Genomic DNA, 25,869 nt, shown 5'->3' with positions numbered 1-25,869 from the left:
GTGGCCGGGAAAGAAAGACCCCGGCCACGAAGCTGAGAAGACGATGGTTGATGATGGCGTCAGGACAGCTGGTCTGCGCGCGCCTTACGCCCGTATTTGAAGTAGAAGAAGGCGTAGCAGGCACCAACAAAAGAGATTCCGAAATAGAGGGCTGCCACCTGATTCGGGTCAAAGGCGATGCCGATGAGCGATATTAGGCAGAGCGAAAAGGCCAGGATGGGCACCAGCGGGAACAGCGGGGCCTTGTAGGCAAGGGCGGCGACATCGCCGCCGTTCTTGACAAAGGATCTCCTGTGGAAGAAGTGCGAGGCGGTGATGGACATCCAGACCCCGACGACGGCGAAACCTGCCACTGAAACGAGAGCCAGGTAGACCGTTTCGGGCGCAACGACGCTGCTGATGAGCGACGCAAGGCCTCCGAGCATGCTGACTGAAAGCGCGATTAGGGGGATACCGCCCCGGGTCAGTTTCTTCAGCGCCCGGGGGGCGTGCCCCTCGTCGGCAAGGGAGTAGAGCATCCGTGCGCAGGAGAAGAGGCCGCTGTTTCCGGCGGAGAGGAGGGCGGTGATGATGACGAAGTTCATGATGTCGGCGGCAAAAGGAATGCCTATGGATGAGAAGACAGTCACGAACGGGCTTTCATCCAGGCCTACCTGATCAAAAGGGATGGTAGCTGCGATGACAGCGATTGCCCCGACGAAGAAGATCAGCAGGCGGATCACTGTGCTGCGCATCGCTTTGGGGATGCTGGTGGCGGGGTCAGCTGTTTCGCCCGCTGCCACACCGATGAGTTCCGAGCCGGAGAAGGCGTAGAACACTGCAAGTGCAGTGACGAGGACGCCGCTGAAACCGTTGGGGAAGAGGCCGCTGGAGGTGTTGAAATTCTCAAACATGAACGGGTGGCTGCCTCCCTCACTGAGCGGGTGGATGCCGAACAACGCCGCGCCACCAAGAACGATGAGGACCACGATGGCGCCGACTTTGACGATGGCAAACCAGAACTCGGACTCGCCGAAGAACTTCGAGGAAACTGCATTGAATCCGAAGAGGACCGAGGCGAAGATGACGCACCAGACCCAGACGTCAACATCCGGGAACCAGCGCTGCATGAGGAGACCGGAGGCAGTGAACTCCGATCCGATGGCCACTGCCCAGCAGAGCCAGTAGAGCCAGGCCGTGGCGAACCCTGTGGCCGGCCCGATCGACCTCGCCGCGTAAATGTGGAAGGCGCCTGAGACCGGATACGCGATGGCAAGCTCGCCGAGGCAGGCCATAACCAGGTACACAACGAAGGCGCCGATCAGATAGGCGATGACCGCGCCGAGCGGTCCGGCCTGGGAAATGGTGTAGCCCGAGCTCAGGAACAGCCCTGAGCCGATCACCCCGCCCATGGCGATCATGACCAGATGGCGTGCCCCCATGGACCGCCGGAGCCCGGAGTCGGTCGACGGGGGCAACGTGGGTTGTGTGTCTAGCTGGACAGGTGATGAGGGTTCCATGGTTTCTCCCCGGTGAGTGGATAGGTCTGATGCGAAAGATGCGCACATCGCCCCGGCTTGGGGGACAGGGCGCCTCGGGCTGTGCAGTGGCGGTAGTGATGAAAGTAACACGAAAACGGCCTTTGGGTCATTAAAAACATTTCAACATGCTTATGTTGCACCTAAGTTACTTCGAGGCGCTGCTGCCGAATCGGTGTACAGATGGTCAGTTCGCCCTGTTGTTCGGTCACAATGACATGCACTGACGGACATGGAATGCGGTGAGCATTGGAGGACCGATGTATCTGACTTAAGGAGCACCATGACCACCTATGACATTGCGCTGATCGGCTTCGGCGGCGTCAACAGGACGCTGGCCGAACTGGTCGCAACACGCGGTGACACACTTCGTTCCGAGCTGGGCTTCGGCCTGCGTGTCGTCGCCATCACCGACCTGCGTCTCGGTTCGCTGGTCCAGCCCGAGGGGATCGATCTCGGCATCGCACTCAATTTGGACGGTGGAAGCGAAACCTTCGCCGCCCATGGCGGGTCCGCGGACACCAATAACGAATCAGTTATCCGTGACTGCACCGCCGACATCATCTGCGAGGCCACGTTCACGAATCCCGACGACGGCGAGCCGGCAGTTTCGCACGTACGCTGGGCCCTCGAATCCGGCAAGAGCGTTTGCACGACGAACAAGGGCCCGGTTGCCCTCCGCGGCGCCGAACTGACCGCCCTGGCCGAACAGAACGGCGTGCACTTCGAATTCGAGGGTGCCGTCATGAGCGGCACTCCTGTCATCCGCCTGGCCAAGAAAATGTTCGCGGGGCTGAAGCTGAACGGGTTCGAAGGCATCCTCAACGGCACCAGCAACTATGTGCTCGGGCGGATGGAATCCGGACTGGACTTCGAAGAGGCCATCAGCGAGGCACAGGAACGCGGCTACGCCGAAGCCAATCCCGCAGCAGACATCGAGGGATACGATGTTCAGCTCAAGGTACTGATCCTCGCCAACGAGCTGCTCGACGCAGGCATCGAACTAAAGGACGTTCAGCGGGCGGGGATTTCGACAGTGACGCCGGAGAATATCCAGAAGGCAACCCGCGAGGGACGCCGCTGGAAGCTCGTGGGTTCAGCGCGGCGGAACCCGGACGGGTCAGTGACCGCAGGCGTCTCCCCCGTAGCGCTCCCCCTCGGCCATGGGCTGGCCGGCGTTTCCGGCGCAACCAATGCCGTGTCCTTCGACACCGACCTTCTGGGCCCGGTAACCGTCTCCGGACCGGGAGCCGGCCGTGTGGAGACCGCCTACGCCCTGCTTTCTGACATCATCGCAATGCACGCAGCCAGGACGGAAGTAGCCGCAAATGTCTGAATCAACGCTGTGCTCGACGGAAACGGCGCTGCCGCAGTTCCGCGACGTGATGAGCCCTTACGACGGCAGAGTGGTCGGCGCGGTTTCGCTGACCGAGGCCACCGCCGGCAAAGCCGTGATCGAAACGGCCCGCGTCGGCGCCCGGAAGGCACGGGCACTGTCCCGCAACGCCCGCGGGAAGATACTGGACGGCGCCGCAACGGAGATCGAGCAGCGCAGCGAGGAGTTCGCGCAAACGATTGTGTCCGAGGCCGGGAAAACGATCCGCCAGGCACGGAAGGAAGTGATGCGCGCGGTCAACACGCTCCGCCTCTCCGCTACCGAAGCGCGCCGGAACGCGGGCGAAGTCATACCCTTTGACTCGTACGAGGGCTCAGAGGACCGCACCGGCTGGTACTCGCGCGAACCACTGGGCATCATTGCCGCGATCACTCCTTTCAACGACCCCCTCAACCTGGTGGCACACAAGATCGGCCCGGCAATCGCCGGAGGAAACGCCGTGATCCTCAAACCCTCTGCATTGACTCCCCTGTCAGCCCAGCTGCTCACGGACGCCCTCGTGAGCTCCGGCCTCCCGCCGGAAGCCCTCACGATTGTTCACGGCGACCGGGACGTGGCCGAAAAAATCATTCGGTCCCGGGACGTACGAATGGTGTCCTTCACCGGGGGGTTCTCCACTGGGGAGAGTATCGCCCGCACCGCAGGCCTGAAGAAGCTTTCCATGGATCTCGGCGGAAACGCACCCGTGATCGTCCTGGACGATGCCCACATCGAGAAGGCCGTGGAATCCTGCGTCTCCGGAGCGTTTTGGGCTGCCGGCCAGAACTGCGTGGGGGTGCAGCGGATCCTCGTAGCCGCCCCAGTGTACGGCGCGTTCCGCCAGCGCTTCCTGGAGGCAACGGCGCGGTTGGTTGCCGGGGATCCAATGGATGAACAGACGGATGTCGGACCCATGATCAGCCCCACAGCATTGCAGGAGCTCCAGTCCAAACTGGACGTGGCCCTCGACGCCGGCGCCGTCCTGCTCTCAGGCAACGTCACGGACGGCAATGTGCTTCAGCCGACCGTCCTGGAAGCCGTCCCGGCGGACAGCAGCCTGTGGAGGGAGGAGGTTTTCGGCCCTGTGGTCATGCTTCGTAAATTCAACACCTTCGAAGAGGCCATCGACGTCGCCAATGCCATCGAGTTCAGTCTTCATGCGGGCATATTCACCGACTCCCTGGCCAGGGCCATGGATGCGGCCCGCCAGCTCGAAGCAGGCGGCGTCATGATCAATGATTCCTCTGATTACCGGTTCGACGGCATGCCATTCGGCGGGGCTAAGTACGGGAGCATGGGCAGGGAGGGCGTCCATTTCGCGTATGAGGAGATGACCCAGCCCAAAGTCATCTGCATCAAGAACTGATCGAACTGGAGGGGCGCGGCCGAGGGCCCGCGCCCCTCCAGTTCCTCCGGGCAGCCGGCACAAAACTGCGCACCACCCAAACTTCCACACGGAGGACAGAAAACCATGGCCACCCGCATCGAGACGGATTCGCTCGGGAGCGTTCCTTTTCCGGCCACAGCCTATTGGGGAGCACACACCGCCCGGGCCTTGGAGAACTTCACCATCAGCGGGATCACTTTCACTCCGTGGCGCGGGCACCTCCGGCGCCCCGCCTGATGAAACTGGAAAGCGTCATGGCCGTCACCGTGTCCGTGACTCCGGGAATAGCAGCGATCTGCTCCCAGATCTCCTGCACCCTCTCCAGCGACCGGGCCTCGAGCCTCACCAGAAGATCAAAGTCACCGCTCACGACATCGCACAGAACCACCTCGGGAATCGACCGCAACACGGAGATGACGTCCGCCCCCCGAACCCGGTCCTTCCTGTAAACCATCAGGAAGGCGGACACCGGGCCCTGGCCCGGAGGTCCGGCAACAATCGTGTACCCCTGGATATACCCTTGCCGTTCCATCCGCTCGATCCGCTGGCGCACAGCGTTCCTCGAAAGGAGGACTTTGGTCGCCAGCTCTGCATGGCTCATGCGAGCGTTCTTCGTAAGCTCCGCAAGAATCCTCTGATCAATCTGATCAAGACTCACTCGATCCATGCCTGCCCTTCACCGCAATAATCCCCCGGACCCAACCGGAACGGAAACAACTTCAAGACCGAAAGCCTCGAAAAATGACACTTCATCAAGCCCGGCCGTCTCTCACTGGCATTAGCTGCATCTTGTTCGACATGGACGGCACGCTCCTGGATTCAGCACCGGGCGTTACAACAAGTGCTGCACAGGCATTGGCAGCTGTGGGCGCGCCGGTCCCCAGCATGGACATACTGCGCCGATTCGTTGGTCCGCCCATGATCGAGTCCTTCAGAACAGTCTCACAACTGGACGAAAAGACGGCCCAAAAGGCCCTCCAACATTATCGCAAAGCGTACGCCGATCATGGCGCCGAACAGTCCAGCCCCTACGACGGGATCATCGATCTACTCGAACGCCTACATTCGGCCGGCATTCCGATGGCCGTAGCCACATCCAAGGTTGAAGATCAAGCAAAAAGACTGGCACGAATGTTCGGAATTGATTGCCACTTCATCACCGTATGCGGAGCGTCAGATAGCGAGGGAAGAGCGAGCAAGGCAGACGTCATCGCCGAATTGCTGCTTCGGCTCCATTCCACAGGCGTAGACATCTCCAGTCCCGCAATGGTCGGAGACCGAAGCTACGACGTCGCGGGAGCAGCTATACACGGAATCCCCACAATATTCGCACTCTGGGGATACGGCGAGGCCGAGGAAGCCTCGCAGGCCGCCGCCGTTGCTGCCTCCCCTGCGGCCCTTCTGCCACTGATCCTGGAGAACCGCCGGCGGTCAGCCGCGCAGCATCCCTCGTGCGATGAGTCCACGAATGCGACCAGCAGTCATTCACATTCCACTGTTTGACGAGCCGTCGAAGCCGGCGTTTAGGGTTCGCACGCATTCCTCCCCGACTGTGGAGCTCCCGCACTGGCTGGGAGAGCGCAATCGTGCCTTAAATGGGGCCGGAGACTCTCAGGGATGGACGAACTCGAGCGGCGCTAATCGTGATGGTTGTATTCGAACCGTTCGATGATAATGCTGCCGCTGGTTGCCGCCAGTCCGACAACGCGGCCGGTGAACCCGCCGGCGACCTCTGTGGACAGATACCGGCCGTCCATCCGCGCGAGCGTCGTCAGCTCGCCGTGCTCTCGAAAGCCCAATGTGACTTCGTCCGGCCCAGTATTTATGCCCGGTTGGCCCGCCAAGGGTGACTCGTTGCATGCGATTTCCAGCTGAAATGGTCCAGGTGCTGGGTCGATTTCCGCTGTCGCTACCACCTGCTGAAGGGGTCCGATCTGGGCCACGACCCGGATTTGGCGTCCGGAGACTTCGATGCCATACCAATGGAAGTCGTCCATCCTCAGGAGGAACCTGACCGCCTTGTCACCCGAGAGAAGAACCGACGCGCGTGCACCCCAAACGTGTCCGAGGACCCTGGTTGCCAAGATGGGAACGCTGCCAGTCTGGCTCTGCCCGATAAGGAGACCTTCGGGGGTTTCGGCCGTAAACGAAGCCGGGTCCTGGCCGGGTGAAATCCACCGCGGGTGAAGGCTGTCGGAGGAGAAATCATCAATAAACGAAGACCCGACGACGGGAACCTGATAACGGTCCTCATCGAACCGCGGCCAACCCTGGTCCCAGGAGATACCCGCAACATAAGTTTCTCGACCCAGGACGTGAAAGCCAGGAACAACGCCACGGGGACGAACACCGAGATAGACCGCGGCCCAATCACCATCGACCGTTTCGACCAGGTCCGCGTGGCCGACACTCTGGACGGGCGCCGCCATGCTGCGATGACTGAGGATGGGGTTGTTCGGATGCGGTTCGAAAGGACCTGCGGGACTGCTGCCACGGCTGACAGAGACGGCATGACCGCGTTCCGTGCCGCCTTCGGCCAAAACCAGATACCAGCAGCCGCCCGCCTCATACAGGTGCGGCCCCTCCGGGTAGGCCAACCCTGTTCCCTGCCACACCTTCCTGGGAGATTCCAAGAGGCGGCCAGCGTCGGGATCCAGCCTCGCCTGGACGATACCGGACTCATGCTCGCCGGGGCCGAACCCCACCCAGGTGAGGTAACAACTTCCGTCGCTGTCCCACGCGATATCCGGGTCGATGCCCAGCGTTCCCGGTATCTGTACCGGGTCGCTCCACGGGCCGGCAGCCTCCTTGGACCGCAACAGCAAATGACCGCCACCGAAGTCGCTCATGTTCGTGGTGACGAACCAGAATTCACCGTTGTGATGCCTGAGCGTTGAGCCGAAGATCCCGCCTGAAGGACGCCCGTCCCCAACAGCGAACTGGCTCCGCCGGGTGAGGATGTTCCCGATCTGATCCCAAGTTACGAGGTCCCGGCTGTGGAAAATCGGCGCTCCGGGGAAGTACTCAAAGCTCGACGTTGCCAGGAAATAGTCGAAGCCGACCCGACAGACTGTGGGGTCAGGGTGGAAACCCGGAATGACCGGTGTGATGGCTGCGGGAGATGCTACTTGCCGAACCTGCTCGGCTGCAGTGTCAACCAATGGGGCTCCGTCCGTTGCTGGCATTGACTACCCGGTCTGCGGGAGTAGATGAATTTCAACCCTAGGATGTCCCGCCTTGCAGTCCCACCTGGACTTTCACTGGTTGGAACACCTTCCCTGCCTCACACCCGCATCACAGCCGGGGACGCCACGTCATTCAGCGCTGCCGCTGCATGGTCCAGAGCGTTGCACCAATTGGCCACGATGTCTTCAAGGGACGCGACGGTACCTGCCCGGCTGCCTTTCGATCACATGGAAACGCCCCGGACCAGCGTGGTCCGGGGCGAAGCAGACGGAATGGAAGATGCCGTGGACGGGGCGATGCGTACCGGCCTGATGGTAGCCAGCCGAATCGGCGAGCAGCTTGCCAGAATGCGCGAACTGGAACAGCGCACCATCGCCGCAGCAGAGGAGGAGAACCCCCTATCCTTGCTGCGGTGGTCCACGTGCCCTAGCCTGTGCTTTCAGGCCAACACGGGCATGGGTAACCCGGAGGGCGTGGCTGAAATTAGTGCGGTGCTGGCAGGACTGACGGCAGAAGAACTCGAGGAGATCACCGTCCTGGGGCCGAAAGGACATCTTGGCCGGCATCTGATCGCCGTCATCGACAGAGCTACCGGAGGCCCGGACGCCGGACGGGGGTTTTACGTGACGGACGGAACGGTCAACGGCAACGGTGGACAGTTCCACGTCCTCCACAGCGACCTGAGTGACCGCATCTTCCGAGTCGGGACAGGCCAAAGCTAAGCCGGCAGCCCCTTGAGCTATGGTGTGCCATTACTGTCCATTTACTGAGGCCTGGCCTGATTGACCCCAAGCCTGCCAAACGGAACCGTGCAGGCAAACTTCATTTCCGGTGTGGCGCCGGCCTGAATGTCTTTACCAGACTGTAATAATTCAATTTGTTTTACATATTGCTGCTGCAGTCGCGGTCCCATAGAGTCGGGCCATCAGCTGGTCGGGGCAGCGACGCTTCAGCCCAGCGATCATTGGGGGACTATTTCACTTCACTTCGCTGTGCGCCCTGATGTCAGCTAGCGGAGTACTGAAATTGGGGGATTCAATTGAAGAAGTTTCTTGGTGCGACACTAGCTGGCATTCTCGTAACGGGGCTGATGACCCTTGCATCTCCGGCCCAGGCTGCCCCGGACACAGGGGGGGTGGTTAGTCCACAGGGGCTATGTGACAGCTCGACGGTCTACAAGACGGTCACGTCCAAGCAAAACTACTATCAGGCCATCGGCCCGGTGTACCACGCCATTAACGGGACGAGCTATGCGAACACTGTCACGTTTACGAATACCTTGTCTGGCACGATAGGAGCGACAGTGGGCGGTTATATTGAAGGCGGCGTGAGCGGTGGAATCGCGACTGCTAAGGCACAGGTGTCCGGCAGCATCACGGCCTCCGCTTCCTATACGACCTCAATGTCGGTCCAATACACCGTGCCGGCTTTGCGGACCGGCTACGCGCAAATCGGAACCAGCAAATGGAAGGTAAACATCCGCACTTGGAAATACAACACCAATTGCGTTAGTTCGACTATTGGGACGGGGACGCTGGATGCTCCCACCAGCATCGGGTGGAAGACTTGGAATGGCTGATAGATCAGCGGGGATGATGCTGGCCGGGGCCGGGCTTGCTGCAGTGTGCCTTGCCCTGGTGGGATGCGACGCCGTGCCGCCGCTGCCTCCCGGTACTGCCACAGCTACGGTAAGTCCGTCGAGCACGCCGCCCGAGTCAGTAACTTCTCCGACGACCGTGAACCACCACGTTCCCAGCGGCGAAAAAGTGGTCGGATCGCTGGACAACCAGACTGCAACGATGAGCCTTGGTCAATTCAGCGTGGAATCGAAGTTCATCAAAGTTTATTTGACGTGCTTTGGCCCGGGGGAAGTACTCATAAACGTCGATGGCGTAGGTAAGTTCCCGCTGCCCTGCAATCAAAACGATGTGGTTCCTTCGGAAAACCAATTCGAGGTCAGCCACCTCAAGTCCTATTCGGTAGGCATCGAATCGGCTGTGGGCCAGCGCTGGGCAGCGACCCTGGCCATACCAAAGGCGTAGCGTTGGGATCAGCCGTTGCGTGGAGGCGGCTGATCCCAAAGGCCGGTCGCCGCAGGGAGATACTCGGATCATGACGCGACTGGAGTTCTGGACGGACTACGGTCCGGGACCGCTATGGACCGATGAAGGCAAACCCGTCGATTTGAACTCGGGTCTCGGTGATTCTGCTCGTGGCCGCAGATCGGCTGCACTCAACTGATTCCAACGCCGATATCGGAGAATATGACGAGCGGCCACTCAGAAGCGGCTACGACGGCAGGTTACGTGAACACTATCGATGAGCCTCGTCGGGCACTTGTGTCCCAGGCAGGGAATAATGCCGGGGCGCAGTGAAGCCGGCGGCTCGGTTTCTGGCCGCTTATTCGTGGCCGGGCGCCGGGACGGTCGCGGGTGTGTGCTCGATGACGAGTGTGCTCCGCTGGCTTCCTGCTGCTACCAGGCGGGCATTGCGTTCGTCATTGCCGGTTGCACGCCATTCGGCGATGGCGGCGTCGTTGTCGAACCTCAGGTGCCGGGCGGTGAGCCGGCGCAGGCGTTCGCCCTGTTCGAGTTCGACGAACCAGGTTTCATCCAGGAGGGATGCGACCTCGCTCCATGGGGCCTCGTCAAAGAGCAGGTAGTTGCCCTCGGTGATGATCAGGCGTGTTTCCGGCGGGACGGCGATGGCCCCGGCGATCGCGTCGTTGACTTCGCGGCGGAACACCGGAGCGAAGATCTCCCGCGAGGTCTCTGAGCGCAGCCGGCGGAGCAACGCGACGAAGCCGGCACCGTCGAAGGTGTCCGGAGCGCCCTTGCGGTGCTCCAGCCCGCGGGCCACGAGCAGCGACTGCGCCAGGTGATATCCGTCCATAGGGACCAGGGCGACCTGCCGGGGATGGTCGGCGAGCAGGCGCTCCAGCAGCCATTCGGAGATGGTGGATTTTCCGGCACCGGGCGCCCCGGCAATTCCGAGCAGGCACCGGCCGCGCCGCTGGAGCAGCGCTTCAGCCCTGGCGAGGAGCTGCTGCTGGCCTGATTCGTCCCAGCGCAGGTATGGAGGGGTGTTCATCGCTTCTCCTCTCCGGCTCTCGCCTGGACCAGGGCAGGAGGTCACCGGTGTTCTACGGCATCACGTTACATCGGCGTGGACAATGTCCACACAACCTTTGCCGCACAACCGCCCGCTCACCTCTCCCCGGCCAAGAAAAAGGAACGAATCGAGGACCAGACAATCTCCCAGAAACATCCCTCAGGTCATGTCATCACCACAACTCCGGGAGATGAACAGGTACAAGGCCGACCACGTCCGCCACAAACAGGAAGAAAGGAGGCCCAATGATCCCGAGTCGCAGCAAGTCATGCAGTTCCAAGCGCTCCCGGCCATGAAGGAGTACACGGCAACACCGCTGTCCACGCCAAGGGAAGGAGCCGCCAGACCAGCCGCCACCAACAAAATTGGGCCCCCGCAGGGGCCCATAAAAAGTGATTTGTACACATTCAGAGGCCCACAAGCCCCTGGACAGGGAAATACTGTGCCCGAGGTGGGACTCGAACTGCATTCGCTCCCCCGCGGAAACATACGGAATCCGGTCTGATCCGGCACCGGTACGACCCAGTCCTAAGCCCAAAGTGCATCGAATCCCACCGGCGGGCAATCCGCCTACACAAAGCCGGTCTGGACGACATCCCAGCAGTCAATGCGGTCGCACCAGTGGCCCGTCGGGTCGTCCCGGGAAGACCGCCGAAGGACCAAAAGGCAGCAGGGCTGAGGCATGGATCGGCCGGCATGACGACACGCGCGGCGCAAGTTCCTCTGATTGTCGATGGCCGGTGCCACCATCGAGATATGAGCACTCCAACAGTGGAAGCAGCGATCAATGAGCTCATGGATTGGGAGTGGCACGCAGTCGAGGAGTTACTCGCGAAACGCGGCCTCCTGGGCGACGGACTCCTCGTTGAGGACTACACCGGACTGATGTCATGGCTCGAATCAGTGACCCGGTACACCGTCGTGCATTCCGCGACAGTGGCCGTCCTGTTCGTGAACTCCTTCCCGGTCGATGCCATCTCCTTCCACCGCGACCTTCTCGGCTCGGACGATCCGAAGTCGTTCTTCACCCTCATGCCGCGGACGTAGAACCTCAGCGGCCCGCGGACAGGCGCGTCGACTGGCACCTTCGGCCGGTCATGCCGTACAAATGATGGCTATGACGACGACCACCGAAGCGCCGGCCTTTCACGCGACAGACGAAACCGTGACCGCTCAAACCCATCGTGTGGTCTTCTCGGACCCCGATGCCGTGACGGCGACAGCGGTACGCGACACTGACACTCGGGGCGCCGCCCAGGCCCCGGTCTTTTCGAGCCCCTACTGATCTCCCCGGCCCGCCATGTCAGAGCTCCGGCCGGCGGACCTTCGCGTGCCTTCCCTGAGCATGGCCAAACCCGTGAACCGAGTCCCCGGCCCGGACGTGCTTCCCGGCGGCTCCTGGTATGAGCCCAAGTGGGACGGCTTTCGGGTATCTGCAGTGGTCGCGGAGACGGGCGTGACGCTGTGCCCTGTCAGGGCAAAGACCTGACCCTGTGGTGCCCTGACCTGGCTGCTGCCCTTGCGGAGCAGGTCCCGCCCGGGTGCGTGATCGACGGCGAGGAGCTCATCTGGGCGGGCGATGGCCGTTATGACGGCAGGGAGCCGCGGACTGAAGGTCCTCACCGGCCAGGGAGCAGCCATCGACACCACGACCGCTTCCGGGAAGCTGGTCTTCGGGATCTTCGCGGGCCTGGCCGAGTTCGAACGCGAACTCATCTCAGAACGAACCATCAAAGGACTGGCCTCCGCGCGGGCCCGCGGCGGCCGCCCCTACAAGATGACCCCATCCAAGCTCCTCCTCGCGATGGCGTCAATGGGCAAACCCGAAACCAAAGTCAGCGAACTCTGCACCGAACTCGGCATCACCCGCCAGACCATCCACCGCCCTGTCTCCCGCACGGGTGAGCTCGCCCGGACGGAGCCAACCTGCTACCGCGGCAGCTGGCAACCCACGGCGACAACCAACGAACGCCGCCTCGGGCCCACATCAGCCACTCCCCCGCCATACCGATGCGGGACGCTTTATCGAGACCCAGGCGCGCATCAAAGTAGCAGCTCAAACGCCTGTGCCGAAGTCTGTAACTATTCGTTGGGAGTGGCGGTTAAATCACAGCTTGGAGTGGGCGGTTCGCCGTTCCTTTTGTGGAATCCTTAGCGGCGATCGGCGCTGGGTGCTGAGTTTCGTGGTCATCGGGCGTCGAGACTCCCCTGCCGCTCCAGGCGGGAGGAGATTGCTCTTTCCACTAGTCGGCGGGCTGTGCGGCGGGACTTTACGGGCCCGGCCTATCCACTGGACAGATTTGAGCGTACAACGATGTCATGGGTGCCCTGGCTGCTCGGTGGCGGACGCGTTCTTGTCCGCTCGGTGCCGCAGTTATCTCCGCGGCTTTGGTTCTCCCTGTGAGCGGCTGCGTGGGGGCCCCTCCCGGGCCGGCTCCATCGAGCGTCTTCGCGACCCAGGCAGTGACCCAGGAAGCGATCCAGGCCGCGACGGATTCTCTGGAAGGCCGGGTCCGGCACTTCATGGAGGGCGGGGCGACGTCCTTGGTTGTGCAGGTGAGATGGCCGGGCGGCGAATGGTCCAAGGCCTACGGGGTGCGAAACCTGGACAGCAAGGACCCGGCCCGGCCCCAGGACCGGGTATCCGTGGCCAGCATTACGAAGTCGATGGTCGCCGTCTCAGTCTTGAAACTCGTCGACCAGGGACTTATCGGGCTCGATGATCCGGTGAACGGTGTCCTGGAGAGTTTCCGGACCACGCTGCGGCCGCCCGGACTGATCACCGTGCGCCAGTTGCTGAACCATAACTCCGGCATGCCCGATTACGTGGATTCCGAATACTCTGCGGGACCACTGAAGCAGGTTGCGAACACACGGCTCAGCATGCAGCGGGCACTCGAACTGGCCGCCACGCTCCCCTGGGAGTCCAAGAACGTGGATCGCTTTTCTTACTCGAGCTCCAATTACATGGCTCTCGGCCAGCTGATCGAAAAGCTGCGCGGACGGCCCGTTGCCGACGTGCTCAATGAAGACATCTTCGGCCCTCTGGGACTTCAGCACACGTCGCTGGCCGAACCGGACCGGCAGGCTCCGGACAACATCCACGCCTACGTCATTGATGGCGGCGAACGGGTCGATCTCACCCAGCCCGAGGTTTGGGTCGGCTCCCCCGCAGGCGGCGTCATCTCCACAACGCAGGACGTCAACACCTTCTACCGGGCCCTCCTGCGCGGCCAGCTCCTGTCCCCCGCCATGCTTGAGGAAATGAAGAAGAAGGCCGGCTTCGCGGACTACGGGCTCGGCCTGGGGCGGTATCCTGACGCGTGTTCCAGCGACTTCCGCTACGGCCATCCAGGGGGCGGATTCGGCTACCTCAGTATTTCCATCACGAGCGCCGACGGCGGCAGCCAGGTCACGATGACCATGACAATGCCGCCGCGGCCTTGGCAGGACCCTGCAACTGCACGCCGCGTCGACCTGCTCCAGACGCAGATGGAACAGGCCGCCCAGGAAACCCTCGACCGCCTCTGCCAGTGAACAGATCGGGGAGCCGGGCCCGGGTGGAGCCCCTCCCGTTGTGAACCCGGCGGCCTTGGCCGGAGACCGCCTGGCTTGCGGGCTTATCCCATCCCGGCAATGCCAGCCCAAGCGCCACTCGCGCCGGTCCCGCCACCGCCACGGTCGTCGTCCTTACCGCAACGCCTGCAGCGCTTGTAGCGGCCGCCATCCTCGGTGAACTCCAGGTGCCAATCATGGCGCATGTTCAACTTACACAACAGGGTCCTGAGCATGACCCTCTCCGAGCTGAGTCACGATCCACGCAAACCGCGATCCCGTCCACGTTGGTCCAAGTACCAGTCCGCCTGATTTCAACAGTGGGTCGGTGAGTGCGGTCACCAGCCGAAGCGGTGCCCGGAGCGTGGGTTATGGTTGCTGCCCGCGTGACAGCTGTCGCTCGGAGGTTTTCATGTGAGGCAACAAGGGGGCAAATCGCTCGCCACCGGGATCACGGTGATGAACGCCGTTTTCAGCGTGATCTTCCTTGCAGACTTCATCTACCGGGTCGTCACCGCGCCATCGCCGGGCGGCTATGTCTTCAAGCACTTCGGCTGGGCCGACATCTTGGCCAGCTTGCCTTTCGAACAATGTAACTCTCCTTGCCGCTGGCCTGCCTGTCCGCGCCCGGCCGCCCACAGGCGGAGATTGGTATGCGAAACGTCCCAATAGCTCCGAAATAGGTATTTCCCCTAACTAATCCGCCCTCCTAAGCTGGTCGGAGTACGGCATATCGCCTGCTTCGAGCTGCCCGGGAGCTTCTTATGGAGACGCGCCACCTCAAGTACTTCATTGCAGTGGCCGAGGAACGTCACTTCGGCCGCGCAGCCCAGCGGCTGCACATGGCCCAGCCGCCGTTGTCCCAACAGATCCGGCAGCTGGAGGAACAGCTCGGCACACCCTTGCTGCTGCGCACTACGCGCAAGGTGGATCTCACCCCAGCCGGACAGGTCCTGTTGGATCGAGGACGGCTGCTGATGCAGGAACTGGAAGCTCTGGAGGAGGACGTCCGGCAGGTCGGCGCAGGTGCCACTGGCGTCCTCCGCGTCGGCTTCACCGGAACAGCCACCTACCGGCTGATGCCCAGCATCGTCCAGGCCGCCCGACGCACTTTTCCCGGGCTCCGCATCACCGTTCAGGGCGAAATGCTGACGCCGCAGATGGAGTCCGCACTCGAGGACGGAAGGCTCGACGTCGCCGTCCTCCGACCCCCAGTCCGCTCCGGAACTGTGGCCCTCAAACTGCTCGAACAGGATCAGCTGGTCGCGGCACTCCCGGCGGATTCGCCGCTGGCGGAAAAGGGCACCCTGGAACTGGCGGAGCTCGCCGGCCAGGACTTCGTCGGTTATCCGAGCTACTCCGCGGTCAGCAGCATCGTCGTGGATGCCTGCCGCAAAGCCGGGTTCCAGCCGCGGCTCGTCCAGGAGGCCAGGGAAACCTCCACCCTGCTCTCGCTCGTCGCGGCAGGGATGGGGATCGCCCTAGTGCCGATGACTTCCCGGATGTTTTCCTTTCAGGGTGTCGTCTTCCGTCCGTTGCATAACCCGCCGCCGGTCGACCTCGCCGTTGCCTGGATCCGCGACGCTGAGACACCCCTGCTGCGCAGCTTCCTGCAGCTCTTCGATTTACCTCCCACATCGGGCCCTGGCCAGCAACAGCCCCCGCTTCGCCCCGCGGAGTCGCCGGCCCAGTCCCTGCCACAGTCACAACCCGCATCCGCAACAAAGGAACCACCCCGTGAAAATTGACCGCATTGAGGCCATTCCCTACGCCATTCCTTACGCGCGGCCGCTGAAGTTCGCCAGCGGCGAGGTGACTTCCGCGGAACACGTGCTGGTCCGGATCTACACGGACACCGGCATCTGCGGTATCGCGGACACCCCGCCGCGGCCCTACACCTACGGCGAAACCCAGGATTCGATCGTCTCGGTGGTGACCAAGGTCTTTGCCCCGCAACTCATCGGGCTGGACCCGCTGGACCGCTCCAAGGTCCAGCAGCTGCTCCGGCGCACGGTCAACAACCCCACGGCCAAGGGGGCCCTGGACATCGCCCTCTGGGATGTCATCGGGATCTCGCTGGGCACCCCGGTGCACAAACTGCTGGGCGGCTTCACCGACAGCATGCGGGTCTCGCACATGTTGGGCTTCAAGCCCGCCGCCGAGCTTCTGGAAGAAGCGCTGCGGTTCCGTGAAAAGTACGGCATCAACACCTTCAAGCTCAAGACCGGGCGGCGGCCCCTCTCCCTCGACGTCGAGGCCTGCCATGTTTTGCGGGAGGGCCTTGGCGAGGACGCCGAGATCTACCTCGACGCCAACCGTGGCTGGACGGCGAACGAGGCCATGGAGGTCCTGCGCAGGACCGAGGGCCTGGGCCTTTCCATGCTGGAGGAGCCGTGCGATGCCGGCGAGGCGATGGGCCGGCGCCGGCTGGTGCAGAGCTCGAGCATCCCGATCGTGGGCGACGAAAGCGTCCCCACCCTGGGCGATGTCTCCCGCGAATTGCTTTCCGGCGGCAGCACCGCGATCTGCATTAAGACTGCGCGCAGCGGTTTCACCGAAGCCCAGCAGATCCTCGGCCTCTGCGTGGGCCTCGGCGTGGACGTCACGATGGGCAACCAGATCGACACCCAGATCGGCAGCCTCGCCACGGTCACCTTTGGTGCGGCGTTCGAGGCCAGCTCCCGGCGGGCCGGGGAGCTCTCCAACTACCTGGACATGACGGACGACCTGCTCGCGGAGCCGCTCGAAATCAACGACGGCGCCATCCGGGTCCGCGAGGTCCCCGGCGTCGGCGCGGCCATCGACGCCGACAAGCTGCAGAAATACCGACAGGACTAGGCCGGCCCAGCCCCGCATCCTGCCCTCAGAACGCCCGCATACCGCTCCCCACCCCGCAAGGAGAACCACATGCTGTACCTGGTCCGCATGGACGTCAATATTCCGCTGGACACGCCCAAGGAACACGCCGACGCCATCAAGGCGGAAGAGCGGGAGTATTCCCAGCAGCTGCAGCGCGACGGACGCTGGGCGCATTTGTGGCGGGTCGTGGGCGAATACTCCAACTACTCGGTGTTCGACGTCGCGGACAACGACGAGTTGCACACCCTGCTCTCCGGACTGCCGCTCTTCCCCTACATGGACATCAAGGTGACGCCGCTGGCCATGCACCCGTCCGCTGTGAAATAGCCCGGCCCCTCGCTCGAAACATTCATATCCAAAAGCTTTCAATGGGCCGGAAATAGGTATTTCCCCTCGATCAATTACGGGCCTACCGTTGAATCAACACCGGTTGTGATGTGCGGCACGGCACTGAGCGAAATTTGCCAGTCCGAAACCGCCGACCGTTTTTACCATCGTTCTTTTTTGACAAGGGAGTCACCATGACAATGGAAACCGAAGCCACAGCAGCTTCCTCGGGCGCAGGGGCAACCGCCCGCTTCCGGGAGAACAAGCACCTCGCCGCCGGCACCAGCCAGGAGCGGGTCAGCACGCTTGCCGGCCGCGTCATCAAGGCGATCAACGACACCGTCCTGGACGAGAAGGTCACCTACGACGAATACAACGCTTTCAAGGCCTGGCTCATCCAGGTCGGCGAGGACGGGGAGTGGCCGCTGTTCCTGGACGTATGGGTGGAGCACTCCGTCGAGGAGGTCGCCAATTCCAGCCGCCACGGTTCCAAGGGCAGCATCGAGGGACCGTACTACATCCCGAACGCCCCCACGCTCAACACCCCGGCCACCCTGCCGATGCGCGACGACGAACCAGGCACGCCGCTGCTGTTCCAGGGCCAGGTCACGAACGTCGCCGGCCAGCCGCTCGCCGGAGCACTGATCGAACTGTGGCACGCCGATGACCTCGGTTTCTACTCCCAGTTCGCCCCCGGGCTGCCCGAATGGAACCTCCGCGGCTCCATCATCGCCGACGCTCAGGGCAACTTCCAGATCAACACCATGCAGCCCGCGCCGTACCAGATCCCCACCGACGGTGCCTGCGGTGCCCTCATCGCCGCGGCCGGCTGGCACGCCTGGCGGCCGGCCCACCTGCACCTGAAGGTTTCGGCCCCGAAGCACGAGCTCATCACCACCCAGCTCTACTTCGAAGGCGACGAGCACGTCGCCGACGACATCGCCTCGGCCGTGAAGCCCGAACTCGTCCTGGCCCCCACCGAGCGCGCCGACGGCAAGGGCCGCGAAGTCATCTATAACTTCGTGCTCGATCCCCGGGGCTAAGCCCCCCCTTTTCGGCGCCGGGGCCGGAACCGCCCGGCCCCGGGCCCAACCCCAATATCATCCCCACCACCCGCCGTAATGCCGCGTGCCCAAAATGAAGTGGCCGCAGCCGCCCGGCCCCCGGATCAGTCGGGTCAGAACATCACACGAAAGTGAGTTACCGGTGACTAAACTCGCCTATAACGTCCAGGACGTTATCGACAACACGCCCATGGGAATCAAACGATGGTCCATCGTCGTCCTCTGTTTCGTGATCGCACTGCTGGACGGATTCGACACCCAGTCGATTGCATTCATCGGACCGGCAATCGCCGAAGGCTTCGGCCTGCAGGCCACTGACATGACCTGGGTGATCACCGCCAGCACCGTTGGCATGTGCGTGGGCGCAATGTCCCTTGGCACCTTCGGGGACAGGATCGGTCGGAAGAAGACCATCCTGCTCGCACTGGCCCTTTTTGGTGTGTTCTCCCTTGCCGGTGCTTTTGCTCAATCCCTGGAGCAGATAGTCATTCTGCGCTTCCTCATTGGCCTCGGCATGGGGGGGGCCACCCCGGCGCTGCTGGCACTGACCGCCGAGTACAGTCCCAAATCGCGCCGCGGCACGTTCATGACATTGGTGTTGCTTGGCCTGCCCGGTGGCGCGCTACTCGGTGGGCTTATGGCGGCGGCATGGCTGCCAGTGATGGGCTGGCGTGGCATCTTCCTAGCCGGCGGCGTGCTGCCACTTGCCATGGTTTTGGTCTGCAGCAAGATTCTCTCCGAATCGCCGATCTTCCTGGCGGCCAAGGGCACCTCCGCAGCCGACGCACAGGCGCGTCAGATCATGGCCTCAATTTCCGGGAGCCCAGTCAGCCCGGACGCCGTGCTCGCAACCAACGACAAAATGCAGGAGCGCAGCTCCGTCGCCGCACTTTTCTCCGCTAAGTACCGGATGGTCACCATCGCGGTCTTCGCCACCTACCTGCTCAATTGGATCGCGTGGTTCCTGCTGCTGCTCTGGATGCCAACCGCGCTCAAGATGTTGGGGCTGGCCGGCTCGCAGGCCGCGATGGGAACCGTGACCGTCAACGGCGCCTTTATCCTCTTCGCCATCCCTCTGTCCATCATCCTGCCCAAGGTCAACCCCAGAAAATTGCTGCTGGTCATGTTTGCGGCGGGGATCGTCATCGCGCTGGGCCTGGGCCTGGCCGGCTCCAACTTTGCGCTGGTCTTCGTGCTTATCGGGCTGGCCGGCTTTGGCATTGGCGGCCAGCAGTTGGCCCTGAACTACCTGATCGCCAACGCCTACCCCACTCAACTTCGTGCCACGGCTACCGGCTGGGGCATCGGAATTGGCCGCCTCGGTTCCATCGTGGGCTCCGCCCTCGGCGGGCTCATTCTCACGGGACTGGGCGTCTCCGGCTACTTCATGGCACTCGCGGTACCCCTGGTTCTGGCCGGACTGGCCACCCTGATGGTGCGAAGCTCGACAGTTAAAGCCGAGATTGCTTCGACGGAGCCGGCGCCACGGGAACGTGAAGCCATCAGCTGACGCGGGGGCAGCTACGCAGATATCGAACTGGCCTCAACGGCTGAAAAATCCTAATAAGAGAGGACGCACAGCAATGCGTTTTACCGACAAGGTTGTTGTGGTGACCGGCGCTGCCCAAGGGATTGGTGCCGTCGTCGCCCGTAAGATTGCGGCCGAGGGAGGCACCCTAGTGCTGGCGGACCGGTCCGAGCTGGTCATTGAAGTGTGTGCTGAGCTGACGGCCAGTGATGCACCCGCACGATACTTCCTTTGCGATCTGGAAACTTATGCGGGCGCCGTGAAGCTGATGGCCTACGCCGTGGCAGAGTTCGGACGCATCGACATCCTGATCAACAATGTCGGCGGTACGATCTGGACCAAGCCCTACGAGCACTACGAGGAGGACGAGATCGAGGCCGAAGTGCGGCGCTCCCTCTTCCCCACGCTGTGGTGCTGCCGCGCAGTGCTGCCGCACATGGTCGAACGGACGGCCGGGGTCATCGTGAACGTCTCCTCGATAGCCACCCGAAGCATCAATCGCGTTCCATACGCGTCGTCCAAGGGTGGGGTCAACGCTCTGACCGCGTCGCTGGCGTTCGAAGCCGCTCCGAAGGGCATCCGGGTAGTGGCCACCGCGCCCGGCGGCACCGAAGCTCCGCCGCGGAAGGTCCCGCGCAACCCGAACGCGCAGTCCGCCCAGGAAGAGACGTGGTACCAGCAGATCGTGGAACAGACCACCGAAAGCACCCTCTTCAAGCGGTACGGCACGCTGGAAGAGCAGGCAGCTCCGATCTTGTTCATGGCCTCTGACGACGCCAGCTACATCACTGGCGCGGTGCTGCCGGTGGGCGGCGGGGACCTTGGGTAATTCAGCGCGGCCTGAACAACAGCAGAAAGGAGAAGTCGATGACTCAGGAAGTCATGGGATGCATTGAAGAACGAGAATTGCGCCACGCCTTTGGCACGTTCGCCACCGGTGTCACGGTGGTCACCACCCGGACGGACGACGGCGTTCCGCACGGCGCCACCGTCAGCGCCTTCACCGCGGTATCCCTCGACCCGCCGCTTGCCCAGGTCACACTGACCCGGTCCTCGCGCGGCGCCCGGTATCTGGAAGCTGCGCCGTTCGCTATCAACATCCTGTCGGTAGAACAAAAGGATGTGGCCCTGCACTTCGCTGGCAAAGTCCTTGACGCGGAACCGGAATGGACGCTGGACGGCAACGTCCCGGTGCTGACGGGGAACGCCGCGACGCTTAAGTGCCGGCCGTGGAATATCTACGACGGCGGCGACCACATCATCGTCGTCGGCGAGGTCATCACACTGGACGTCACCAAGCGGGAACCCCTCGTGTTGTTCGGCGGCGAGTTCCACAATCCAGGAGGACGGATCGAGGGTGCCCGGCGGGATAACTCCGGCGATGCTCCCGAATCGGACTGGTTCGCCGGCTCCAGCTCCTTCAGGCCGCTTCACGACCGGACACCTGTCTAATCTGACCGGCCCTGCAGGGCGCAGCGATCTACATGTCGGGCTATGCGACTCAGTCTCCCGAGTAAATGACCTCGGCCAAACTCAGGCTCGCCACGGCCTCCCTGGGCAAGCCCGGAACCAAAGTCGGCGATCTCTGCACCGAACTCGGCATCACCCGCCAGACCCTGTACCGGCACGTATCACCGACGGGCGAGGTCCGCCCGGATGGCAAAAGTTGCTGGCGAAGAACTAGGCCGGCAGCGGCCGAACAATACCGATTCATGCACCATCCGGATGGAAAGGACAACACATCTTGGACTCGCGCGTATCCACTGGAATACTATGGGGGTCCGGGCGATGGCTCGGGTCTGCGAACTGGCGGGACCGAGTGGCGGCGTAAGCCTCCCTTCCGAGTCGCCACTGTGGAAGGAAAGTTGTGTCACCTGGTTCTGAAACGATGCGGCACGACGGGGATTCGATCTACGCCCAGCTGCGCTCTGAAATCCTGGCCGGTGCAATTGCTCCGGCCACTCCCTTGCGGGAAGTTACCTTGGGGGAACGCTTCGGTGTCTCCCGCACGCCGGTGCGCGAGGCTCTTCGCCGCCTCCAGCACGACCGTCTTCTGGATCGCGGCGCCCGTGGACTGCAGGTCCATCAGGCAACACCCCAGGAAGTCATCCAGGTCTATGACGTGCGGATTCTTTTGGAACAGGAGGCGGCCGGGCAGGCGGCCCTGTCCCACGACATCACTGACATTATGCAGCTCGAAGGCCTGGTGGAACGTGACCGCGCACTTTCGGAGCCGGATGACATCACCCGGGCGTCGACGAACCTGGAGTTCCACGCTGCCGTCTGGGCGGCTGCGCACAATCCCGTCCTCCAGGATCTCCTGCAGCGGCTGTCCACCCACCTGATCCGCACGCCGCACTCGACTCTGTCTGTGGGAGAGCGTTGGGACGAGGCCCTGGCCGAGCATTCGAAGCTGGTCGCGGCCATCACCGCCGGCGACGAAACTGCTGCGCGGAACACCGCACGCGAACACATGGAGACAGCCCGTCGGATCAGGCTCGACCTGCTGCGGAAATCGGCCTCCCACTAAGATCACCGCCAGGCTCTCCGGCTAGCTCTCCGGGCCCCGATGCGCCAGCTTTTCTGCCTTCTCCCGGGCATCAGCCCGGTGCTGCCACCCTTGCGCCCACCGCTGCCATTGGTAACTGCCGCGGCGGTGGGCGAGACCTCCACACCCATCCAAGACTCGTAATGACTTGCCGTGATTGCGGTCACCATGCCACACTGTACTTCACTGTATACAGTCGTATTCCATCAAAGGAGATAGATCATGACAGCCATCACGGAGACGGACACCGTCGTTGAGTTCCGCGGAGTCGGCAAGCGCTTTGGCAGCATGCAGGCCCTGACCGGCATTGATTTGTCGGTGCGCCGTGGCGAGGTGGTCGTCATCCTGGGCCCGTCAGGGTCGGGCAAATCGACGCTGTGCCGGTGCATCAACCGGCTCGAAGCGATCGACGAGGGCCACATTCTCATCGACGGCCACGAACAGCCGGTGGAGGGCAGGGATCTGTACAAGTTCCGTACCGAGGTGGGGATGGTCTTTCAGTCCTTCAACCTCTTCTCCCACAAGACCATCCTGGAGAACATCACCCTCGCCCCACGGAAAATTCTCGGCCTGGCCAAACAGGCGGCAGAGACGCGGGCCCACGAACTGCTCGCCATGGTCGGCATCGCCGACAAGGCACACAGCAGGCCTGCCCAGCTCTCCGGAGGCCAGAAGCAGCGCGCGGCCATCGCCCGCGCACTGGCCATGGATCCCAAGGTCCTGCTCTTTGATGAACCGACGTCGGCGCTCGATCCGGAATCCACCCGCGAGGTTCTGGCGACCATGCGGAGCCTCGCGCAGAGCGGCACGACGATGATCGTCGTGACCCACGAGATGTCGTTCGCGCGGGCCTTCGCGGATCGGATCGTGTTCATGGCCTCCGGCGCCATCGTGGAAATTGCCGACCCTGAAACGTTTTTCACCTCCCCTTCCTCGGACCGGGCCAAAGCCTTCCTCTCCTCGGTCCATTAACAGCACCTGTGCAACGACGCACCCACCCTAAGGAGTCACCATGAAACGCGAGCACTTCCTGCCGGCCCTGGCCATCGCCGGCGCATTGGTCCTGGGCACCACAGCCTGCGGCGGCAGCACCCCGGCCGCCGAGACCCAACCGGCCCGGAGCTTCCCGGCCAACAGCACGATGGACAAGATCCAGAAACGCGGCAAAGTGATCGTCGGGGTCAAATTCGACCAGCCGCTCTTTGGCGTGAAGAATCCGGTCACCGGCAAGATGGAAGGCCTGGACATTGAGATGGCCAGAATCCTGGCCAAGGACATCACCGGCAGTGCAGAGAATGTCGAGTTCGTTGAGGCGGTCACCAAAAACCGTGAGGCGTTCCTGCAGCAGAACAAGGTCGACGCCGTGATCGCCTCCTACGCAGTGACGGACGAACGGAAGAAAGTCGTCAGTTTCGCCGGACCCTACCTTGAGAGCAACGTGGCCCTGCTGGTACGCAAGGACGACAGCTCAGTGAACAAACCCGAGGACCTCCAGGGAAAGACCGTGTGTTCCACCACCGGCGCCCGCGCGGCCCAGCTCATCGGTGCGGCCGTGCCCGCGGCCAACGTGGTCCTGTTCAGCACCTACAGTGAATGCGCGCAGGCACTGAAGGATAAGAGGGTCGACGCGGTGACCACGACCGAGGCAATCCTGCTCGGTGTCCAGTCCCAGAATCCGGATGCCTACCGCATCGCGGACGGCCATTTGGCCGATGCCGAGGAATTTGCCATCGGCGTGGCCAAGGACGATGCAGCATTTCATGACTACCTCGATCAGCTCCTGACCAAGGCCATCGCGGACGGGGACTGGAAGAAGGCCTACGACGCCACGATCGGCCAGGTCAAGCCCGGCGATGTTACCCCGCCCAAAGTAACGCTGTAGGGATCCGCTGATGTCATTCCTTCTCAATCACCTCGGCGATTTTGGCCAGGGCGTGATGGTGACTCTGGGACTCGTTCTCCTGGGGGCCGCCGGTTCGGTGCTCCTGGGGACACTGCTCGCCGCACTGCGGACGAGCCCCATCAGGACGGCCCGGGGTGTTTCCTCGGCCTACGTGCTGATTTTCCGGAACGTGCCGCTTCCCGTGCAGATGGTGCTGTTTGTCTTCGGACTGCCGGTCCTGGGCATCCAGTACTCGCTCTACGCCTCGGCCGCCATCGTCCTGGTGCTCTACACCGCGCCGTTCGTAGCCGAAACCCTGCGCGCGGGCCTGAACACCGTGGACCGCGGCGAGCTGGAAGCCGGACGCGCCCTGGGCTTCGGGCCGATGGCCTCACTGAATCACATCGTCCTCCCGCAGGCCTTCGCCACGGTGACCAGACCGCTTGGCAACGTCTTCATCACCATGGTCAAGAACACCTCGGTCGCTGCCCTGGTGGGGGTATCCGAACTGACGTTCCTTTCGGACAAGATCGCGGTGGATGAGGCACAACCGTTCATTATCTTCGGCGGGGCCGCCCTCTGCTACCTCGCCATCGGGCTGGTCATCGGCCGGCTCGTATCCGCAGTCGATCAGAAGGTGGCGTTCAGCCGATGAGTACCGTATCGCTTTTTGACCCGGCCGGTCCGCGCGCCAAACGCCGCCACCTGCTCCTGGAAATCCTCACCGCCCTCATCGTGATCGCCGGCGCCTATCTGGTCTTCCGCGTCCTCTACGACAAAGGCGAGCTGAGCGCCGCGGCGTGGGCCCCGTTCGCCGAGCCCGGACTCTGGGCGCTTCTCGGCCAGGGGCTGTGGAACAACATTGCGGCCGCAGCCGTCGGCATGGTGCTGTCCATGATCACCGGATGCCTCCTGGCCTTCGGACTCGTCTCCACACACGCACCTCTGCGCCGGACCTGCCGGGTCTACACGGACGTCTTCAGCAGCATCCCCCTGCTCCTACTGCTCTACTTCACGTCCCTGGTGCTGCCCAACTACGGCCTCAAACTCGGGGACTTCTGGTTCCTGGTCATCGCGCTGACCCTGTACAGCGGGGCCGTCATCGGTGACCTGCTGCGCTCCGGGATCCTCGCGCTGCCGCCCGGTCAGGCCGAGGCCTCCCTCGCACTGGGTTTCTCCCACGTAGGGACGCTGCGCCTGGTCCTGCTCCCGCAGGCCCTGCGGTCCATGAGTCCTGCCCTCGTGAGCCAGCTCATCATCCTCTTCAAGGGAACAGCACTGGCCTTTGTGCTCGGCGGCTACATGGAACTCCTGAGGTCCGCCACCGTCATCGGCCAGTACTACACCCGGTCCCTGCTGCAGGCCCAGTTTGTTGCCGCCCTGGGATTCCTGGTCGTCAACATCGCCCTCGGCGCCCTCGCCGTGGCCCTAGAGCGCCGCCAAAACCGCCTCGCCGCCCATGAACCGCTCCCCGTGACAGCGGCAGAGCCAGCCCCCGTACCGGCCCACCGCTAACACCCCCGGACGCGC

25 protein-coding genes and 1 pseudogene are annotated in these 25,869 nt (G+C 62.9%); 22 read left to right on the top strand and 4 right to left on the bottom strand.

Annotated features, from left to right (window positions below):
- Positions 1-59: 59 nt before the first annotated feature.
- Positions 60-1,499, bottom strand: a complete 1,440-nt coding sequence (locus tag AC1DBX_RS14060) for an amino acid permease (protein ID WP_476850812.1) — start codon at positions 1,497-1,499, stop codon at positions 60-62.
- 301 nt (positions 1,500-1,800) lie between these two features.
- Here AC1DBX_RS14060 and AC1DBX_RS14055 point away from each other — a divergent pair, with 301 nt between their 5' ends.
- The 3 genes and pseudogenes from AC1DBX_RS14055 to AC1DBX_RS14045 all read left to right on the top strand — a co-directional run.
- On the top strand, positions 1,801-2,853 hold the full coding sequence (locus AC1DBX_RS14055) for a homoserine dehydrogenase (protein WP_476860515.1): 1,053 nt from the start codon (positions 1,801-1,803) through the stop codon (positions 2,851-2,853).
- On the top strand, positions 2,846-4,258 hold the full coding sequence (locus AC1DBX_RS14050) for an aldehyde dehydrogenase family protein (protein WP_476872153.1): 1,413 nt from the start codon (positions 2,846-2,848) through the stop codon (positions 4,256-4,258). Before AC1DBX_RS14055 ends, AC1DBX_RS14050 begins: the two co-directional genes overlap by 8 nt.
- 105 nt (positions 4,259-4,363) lie before the next feature.
- A pseudogene (locus tag AC1DBX_RS14045) lies at positions 4,364-4,468 on the top strand (lyase family protein); the annotation flags it as partial.
- Positions 4,469-4,478: 10 nt separating this feature from the next.
- Here AC1DBX_RS14045 and AC1DBX_RS14040 read toward each other — a convergent pair.
- Positions 4,479-4,946 carry an Lrp/AsnC family transcriptional regulator gene (locus AC1DBX_RS14040; protein WP_476850815.1) on the bottom strand — a complete coding sequence of 156 codons (468 nt, stop codon included), beginning with the start codon at positions 4,944-4,946 and terminating at the stop codon, positions 4,479-4,481.
- 74 nt (positions 4,947-5,020) lie between these two features.
- Here AC1DBX_RS14040 and AC1DBX_RS14035 point away from each other — a divergent pair, with 74 nt between their 5' ends.
- A complete protein-coding gene (locus tag AC1DBX_RS14035) occupies positions 5,021-5,782 on the top strand; it encodes an HAD hydrolase-like protein (RefSeq protein ID WP_476850816.1) in 762 nt (253 codons plus the stop codon).
- A 134-nt stretch (positions 5,783-5,916) separates the two neighbouring features.
- Here the strand turns inward: AC1DBX_RS14035 and AC1DBX_RS14030 are convergent, their stop codons facing one another.
- The gene (locus tag AC1DBX_RS14030) at positions 5,917-7,440 is read right to left on the bottom strand and encodes a glycoside hydrolase family 43 protein (RefSeq protein WP_476932010.1); all 1,524 of its coding nucleotides are present in this window, start codon (positions 7,438-7,440) and stop codon (positions 5,917-5,919) included.
- A gap of 297 nt (positions 7,441-7,737) precedes the next feature.
- On the opposite strand from AC1DBX_RS14030, the gene AC1DBX_RS14025 reads away from it, so the two are divergent.
- From AC1DBX_RS14025 to AC1DBX_RS14015, 3 genes are all read left to right on the top strand, one after another.
- Positions 7,738-8,187 carry a hypothetical protein gene (locus AC1DBX_RS14025; protein WP_476932009.1) on the top strand — a complete coding sequence of 150 codons (450 nt, stop codon included), beginning with the start codon at positions 7,738-7,740 and terminating at the stop codon, positions 8,185-8,187.
- A 317-nt stretch (positions 8,188-8,504) separates the two neighbouring features.
- Positions 8,505-9,044: a hypothetical protein gene (locus AC1DBX_RS14020; protein WP_476932008.1), complete on the top strand. Its 540-nt coding sequence runs from the start codon at positions 8,505-8,507 to the stop codon at positions 9,042-9,044.
- Positions 9,037-9,507, top strand: coding sequence for a hypothetical protein (locus AC1DBX_RS14015; protein WP_476932007.1), 471 nt, complete (start codon positions 9,037-9,039; stop codon positions 9,505-9,507). The genes AC1DBX_RS14020 and AC1DBX_RS14015 overlap by 8 nt, the downstream gene beginning before the upstream one ends.
- A 358-nt stretch (positions 9,508-9,865) precedes the next feature.
- Here AC1DBX_RS14015 and AC1DBX_RS14010 read toward each other — a convergent pair whose 3' ends face one another.
- Positions 9,866-10,555, bottom strand: coding sequence for a nucleoside/nucleotide kinase family protein (locus AC1DBX_RS14010; protein ID WP_476932006.1), 690 nt, complete (start codon positions 10,553-10,555; stop codon positions 9,866-9,868).
- A gap of 777 nt (positions 10,556-11,332) precedes the next feature.
- On the opposite strand from AC1DBX_RS14010, the gene AC1DBX_RS14005 reads away from it, so the two are divergent.
- The 15 genes from AC1DBX_RS14005 (at position 11,333) to AC1DBX_RS13935 (ending at position 25,854) form a co-directional block, all read left to right on the top strand.
- Entirely contained in the window at positions 11,333-11,623 is a 291-nt protein-coding gene (locus tag AC1DBX_RS14005; RefSeq protein ID WP_476850848.1) for a hypothetical protein, read from the top strand.
- A 541-nt stretch (positions 11,624-12,164) separates the two neighbouring features.
- Positions 12,165-12,731, top strand: a complete 567-nt coding sequence (locus tag AC1DBX_RS14000) for a recombinase family protein (protein ID WP_476932005.1) — start codon at positions 12,165-12,167, stop codon at positions 12,729-12,731.
- A gap of 308 nt (positions 12,732-13,039) precedes the next feature.
- Complete coding sequence (locus AC1DBX_RS13995; protein WP_476850850.1) at positions 13,040-14,113, top strand: serine hydrolase domain-containing protein; 1,074 nt, start codon at positions 13,040-13,042, stop codon at positions 14,111-14,113.
- 782 nt (positions 14,114-14,895) lie between these two features.
- Positions 14,896-15,879, top strand: coding sequence for a LysR substrate-binding domain-containing protein (locus AC1DBX_RS13990; RefSeq protein ID WP_476858161.1), 984 nt, complete (start codon positions 14,896-14,898; stop codon positions 15,877-15,879).
- Positions 15,869-16,969, top strand: coding sequence for a mandelate racemase/muconate lactonizing enzyme family protein (locus tag AC1DBX_RS13985; RefSeq protein WP_476858160.1), 1,101 nt, complete (start codon positions 15,869-15,871; stop codon positions 16,967-16,969). The genes AC1DBX_RS13990 and AC1DBX_RS13985 overlap by 11 nt, the downstream gene beginning before the upstream one ends.
- A gap of 69 nt (positions 16,970-17,038) precedes the next feature.
- Positions 17,039-17,317, top strand: coding sequence for a muconolactone Delta-isomerase (gene catC / locus AC1DBX_RS13980; RefSeq protein ID WP_476858159.1), 279 nt, complete (start codon positions 17,039-17,041; stop codon positions 17,315-17,317).
- A 194-nt stretch (positions 17,318-17,511) separates the two neighbouring features.
- Complete coding sequence (catA, locus tag AC1DBX_RS13975) at positions 17,512-18,360, top strand: catechol 1,2-dioxygenase (protein WP_476932004.1); 849 nt, start codon at positions 17,512-17,514, stop codon at positions 18,358-18,360.
- Between the two features lie 94 nt (positions 18,361-18,454).
- The gene (locus AC1DBX_RS13970) at positions 18,455-19,891 is read left to right on the top strand and encodes an MFS transporter (protein ID WP_476932003.1); all 1,437 of its coding nucleotides are present in this window, start codon (positions 18,455-18,457) and stop codon (positions 19,889-19,891) included.
- A gap of 73 nt (positions 19,892-19,964) precedes the next feature.
- Complete coding sequence (locus tag AC1DBX_RS13965) at positions 19,965-20,738, top strand: 1,6-dihydroxycyclohexa-2,4-diene-1-carboxylate dehydrogenase (protein ID WP_476858157.1); 774 nt, start codon at positions 19,965-19,967, stop codon at positions 20,736-20,738.
- A gap of 38 nt (positions 20,739-20,776) precedes the next feature.
- On the top strand, positions 20,777-21,361 hold the full coding sequence (locus tag AC1DBX_RS13960) for a flavin reductase family protein (protein WP_476932002.1): 585 nt from the start codon (positions 20,777-20,779) through the stop codon (positions 21,359-21,361).
- A gap of 415 nt (positions 21,362-21,776) precedes the next feature.
- Positions 21,777-22,439 (top strand): GntR family transcriptional regulator, encoded by a 663-nt coding sequence (locus AC1DBX_RS13955; RefSeq protein ID WP_476932001.1) that lies wholly within the window; start codon positions 21,777-21,779, stop codon positions 22,437-22,439.
- Between the two features lie 240 nt (positions 22,440-22,679).
- Positions 22,680-23,429, top strand: a complete 750-nt coding sequence (locus tag AC1DBX_RS13950) for an amino acid ABC transporter ATP-binding protein (protein WP_476850859.1) — start codon at positions 22,680-22,682, stop codon at positions 23,427-23,429.
- 40 nt (positions 23,430-23,469) lie between these two features.
- Entirely contained in the window at positions 23,470-24,339 is an 870-nt protein-coding gene (locus AC1DBX_RS13945) for a glutamate ABC transporter substrate-binding protein (protein ID WP_476932000.1), read from the top strand.
- Between the two features lie 10 nt (positions 24,340-24,349).
- Positions 24,350-24,994, top strand: coding sequence for an amino acid ABC transporter permease (locus AC1DBX_RS13940; RefSeq protein ID WP_476850861.1), 645 nt, complete (start codon positions 24,350-24,352; stop codon positions 24,992-24,994).
- The gene (locus tag AC1DBX_RS13935; RefSeq protein WP_476850862.1) at positions 24,991-25,854 is read left to right on the top strand and encodes an amino acid ABC transporter permease; all 864 of its coding nucleotides are present in this window, start codon (positions 24,991-24,993) and stop codon (positions 25,852-25,854) included. The genes AC1DBX_RS13940 and AC1DBX_RS13935 overlap by 4 nt, the downstream gene beginning before the upstream one ends.
- Positions 25,855-25,869: the final 15 nt, after the last annotated feature.

It is taken from the genome of Arthrobacter sp. 10N44_2 (assembly GCF_056394385.1).
The sequence above is the reverse complement of the archived record's forward strand: the minus strand, read 5'-3'. Positions and strand labels throughout refer to the sequence as shown.

Excerpts from the sequence above, each read along its gene's own strand:
- AC1DBX_RS14060 (WP_476850812.1), bottom strand. The coding sequence starts at position 1,499 with ATGGAACCCTCATCACCTGTCCAGCTAGACACACAACCCACGTTGCCC.
- AC1DBX_RS14055 (WP_476860515.1), top strand. The coding sequence starts at position 1,801 with ATGACCACCTATGACATTGCGCTGATCGGCTTCGGCGGCGTCAACAGG.
- AC1DBX_RS14050 (WP_476872153.1), top strand. The coding sequence starts at position 2,846 with ATGTCTGAATCAACGCTGTGCTCGACGGAAACGGCGCTGCCGCAGTTC.
- AC1DBX_RS14040 (WP_476850815.1), bottom strand. The coding sequence starts at position 4,946 with ATGGATCGAGTGAGTCTTGATCAGATTGATCAGAGGATTCTTGCGGAG.
- AC1DBX_RS14035 (WP_476850816.1), top strand. The coding sequence starts at position 5,021 with ATGACACTTCATCAAGCCCGGCCGTCTCTCACTGGCATTAGCTGCATC.
- AC1DBX_RS14025 (WP_476932009.1), top strand. The coding sequence starts at position 7,738 with ATGGAAGATGCCGTGGACGGGGCGATGCGTACCGGCCTGATGGTAGCC.
- AC1DBX_RS14015 (WP_476932007.1), top strand. The coding sequence starts at position 9,037 with ATGGCTGATAGATCAGCGGGGATGATGCTGGCCGGGGCCGGGCTTGCT.
- AC1DBX_RS14010 (WP_476932006.1), bottom strand. The coding sequence starts at position 10,555 with ATGAACACCCCTCCATACCTGCGCTGGGACGAATCAGGCCAGCAGCAG.
- AC1DBX_RS14005 (WP_476850848.1), top strand. The coding sequence starts at position 11,333 with ATGAGCACTCCAACAGTGGAAGCAGCGATCAATGAGCTCATGGATTGG.
- AC1DBX_RS14000 (WP_476932005.1), top strand. The coding sequence starts at position 12,165 with ATGACGGCAGGGAGCCGCGGACTGAAGGTCCTCACCGGCCAGGGAGCA.
- AC1DBX_RS13990 (WP_476858161.1), top strand. The coding sequence starts at position 14,896 with ATGGAGACGCGCCACCTCAAGTACTTCATTGCAGTGGCCGAGGAACGT.
- catC (WP_476858159.1), top strand. The coding sequence starts at position 17,039 with ATGCTGTACCTGGTCCGCATGGACGTCAATATTCCGCTGGACACGCCC.
- catA (WP_476932004.1), top strand. The coding sequence starts at position 17,512 with ATGACAATGGAAACCGAAGCCACAGCAGCTTCCTCGGGCGCAGGGGCA.
- AC1DBX_RS13970 (WP_476932003.1), top strand. The coding sequence starts at position 18,455 with ATGAAGTGGCCGCAGCCGCCCGGCCCCCGGATCAGTCGGGTCAGAACA.
- AC1DBX_RS13965 (WP_476858157.1), top strand. The coding sequence starts at position 19,965 with ATGCGTTTTACCGACAAGGTTGTTGTGGTGACCGGCGCTGCCCAAGGG.
- AC1DBX_RS13960 (WP_476932002.1), top strand. The coding sequence starts at position 20,777 with ATGACTCAGGAAGTCATGGGATGCATTGAAGAACGAGAATTGCGCCAC.
- AC1DBX_RS13950 (WP_476850859.1), top strand. The coding sequence starts at position 22,680 with ATGACAGCCATCACGGAGACGGACACCGTCGTTGAGTTCCGCGGAGTC.
- AC1DBX_RS13945 (WP_476932000.1), top strand. The coding sequence starts at position 23,470 with ATGAAACGCGAGCACTTCCTGCCGGCCCTGGCCATCGCCGGCGCATTG.
- AC1DBX_RS13940 (WP_476850861.1), top strand. The coding sequence starts at position 24,350 with ATGTCATTCCTTCTCAATCACCTCGGCGATTTTGGCCAGGGCGTGATG.
- AC1DBX_RS13935 (WP_476850862.1), top strand. The coding sequence starts at position 24,991 with ATGAGTACCGTATCGCTTTTTGACCCGGCCGGTCCGCGCGCCAAACGC.